Here is a 1,858-nt window from a genome sequence, read left to right as displayed (position 1 = left end):
TGGATCTGCACGTGGGCCCCGGTTCAGTACTTGGGGCCCACGTGCAGATCCATCAGGGCGACGGACGCCTTCTTGGCGACGGAGATGTTGAACGGGGCACCGTCACGCGTGCAGTGCGTCCACTCGACACCGAGGCGGTCCAGGGTGTCGGTATAGAGGGTCCGGATGTCGTTCGACTTGTTGGCGAAGAAGTACCGCGGGTATTCGTAGCGCTTGCGCTCACCTTGGACCATGCGAGTGGCCCAGTTCATCATTCGGCAGCCGTCGGAATGGATGAGTCCCCGGACGAATTCCCAGGGGTGGCTGTCGACGAGCTTCCGCTGCCAGGACTCGAGGACGATCGGCCGCTCGTGCTTTTTTCCGGGGCCATGCTGGGGGAAGAGACACCAGATGTGTTTCGAGTAGACCTTGATCTCTCTACAGCCTTTACGACGCACCTGGCAGACCGAGTTGTTGGGGAAGACGAGGCGCATGGCGCTCTCGCAGGCGTTCATGAGGCCGGGCCACGATTCAGCGCACACGACGGAGAGGCTCGGAGTTCGCATGGAACGGTTCTGGATGATATGTCCGTCGCCGAGGTAGAGCCCCAGCAGGTAGGCGTACGCGGTCTCGTCCAAGTCGCCCTCACAGCGGGGGCAGACCGGCTGGTGGGCTCCCGGGCATTCCCCGCGCTTGGCGCGATCGAGGTGCTTCCAGTAGCTGATCGTTCCCACCGGGACGCTGAGGTCCCGAGCTACGTCCGCATTCTTGGCGCCATTGCGGAGGAGTGTCAGGGCCTTTTGCCGCACCTGAGTGTCATGGACGTTCATGGAGCCACTGTTGGGCGCCGTCCATGGCGACACGCAGAAGATCGCCGAGGTTCACGAGAACGTGGACATCCGGCTTCCCGTGCGATCCTGGGAATCGAAGGAAAAGTGCCCCCGGTCGGACTCGAACCGACACTGTATGGGTTTTGAATCCATTGCCTGCTGCCAATTGGGCTACGGGGGCCTGGGAAACGAAGGCTGGCGGTCACCCGCCGTGCCCCCACCTTACCGCAGCTAGGTACGCTCTTGTCAGCAGTATCTGCCCGGCCCGCACCAAGGAGCCCCCGTGAGCGTCCCCGAGTCGCCCCAGCCAGTAGACGTGCCCGACGACGACAAGGCGCACGTGCCTCCGATGACGACGCGTGTCGTGATCGCCGAGGACGAGGCGCTGATCCGGCTCGATCTGAAGGAGATGCTGGAGGAGGAGGGGTACACCGTCGTCGGGGAGGCCGGTGATGGTGAGCGGGCGGTGGAGCTGGCCCGGGAGCACCGTCCTGATCTGGTGATCCTTGATGTGAAGATGCCGAAGCTGGACGGTATCTCGGCGGCGGAGAAGATCGCTGAGGAGAGTATCGCGCCGGTGTTGATGCTGACGGCGTTCTCGCAGCGTGATCTGGTGGAGCGGGCGCGGGACGCGGGTGCGATGGCGTATCTGGTGAAGCCGTTCTCGAAGAGTGATGTGGTGCCGGCGATCGAGATGGCGGTGTCGCGGTTCACGGAGTTGCGGGAGTTGGAGCGTGAGGTCGCGGATCTGAGTCTGCGGCTGGAGACGCGGAAGCTGGTGGACCGGGCGAAGTCGGTGTTGCAGACGGTGTACGGGTTGTCGGAGCCGGCGGCGTTCCGGTGGATCCAGAAGACGTCGATGGATCGGCGGATGTCGATGCAGCAGGTGGCGCAGGCGGTCATCGATGACGCGGAGGAGAAGAAGGCGTCGAAGGGGTCGTAGTCGTCTGTGGGGTGTGCTGCTGAGGCCCGGTTCCCTTTGGGGAGCCGGGCCTCGGTGCTGTGCTGTGGTGCTTTGTGTGTGGGGGTGGGGGTGGGTCAGTCGACGC

At 64.0% G+C, this 1,858-nt stretch carries 2 protein-coding genes and 1 tRNA gene; 1 reads left to right on the top strand and 2 read right to left on the bottom strand.

Going from position 1 to position 1,858, the window contains the following annotated elements; translation table 11 throughout:
* Positions 1 to 23 precede the first annotated feature (23 nt).
* Positions 24 to 809, bottom strand: a complete 786-nt coding sequence (locus tag AOK18_RS28770) for a hypothetical protein (RefSeq protein WP_055696216.1) — start codon at positions 807 to 809, stop codon at positions 24 to 26.
* Positions 810 to 915: 106 nt separating this feature from the next.
* Positions 916 to 990, bottom strand: a tRNA-Leu gene (locus tag AOK18_RS28765).
* A gap of 102 nt (positions 991 to 1,092) precedes the next feature.
* On the opposite strand from AOK18_RS28765, the gene AOK18_RS28760 reads away from it, so the two are divergent.
* Entirely contained in the window at positions 1,093 to 1,752 is a 660-nt protein-coding gene (locus AOK18_RS28760) for an ANTAR domain-containing response regulator (protein WP_055696215.1), read from the top strand.
* Positions 1,753 to 1,858 lie beyond the last annotated feature (106 nt).

This window comes from Streptomyces prasinopilosus, from assembly GCF_001419695.1.
Classification (GTDB): domain Bacteria; phylum Actinomycetota; class Actinomycetes; order Streptomycetales; family Streptomycetaceae; genus Streptomyces; species Streptomyces prasinopilosus.
The sequence above is the reverse complement of the archived record's forward strand: the minus strand, read 5'-3'. Positions and strand labels throughout refer to the sequence as shown.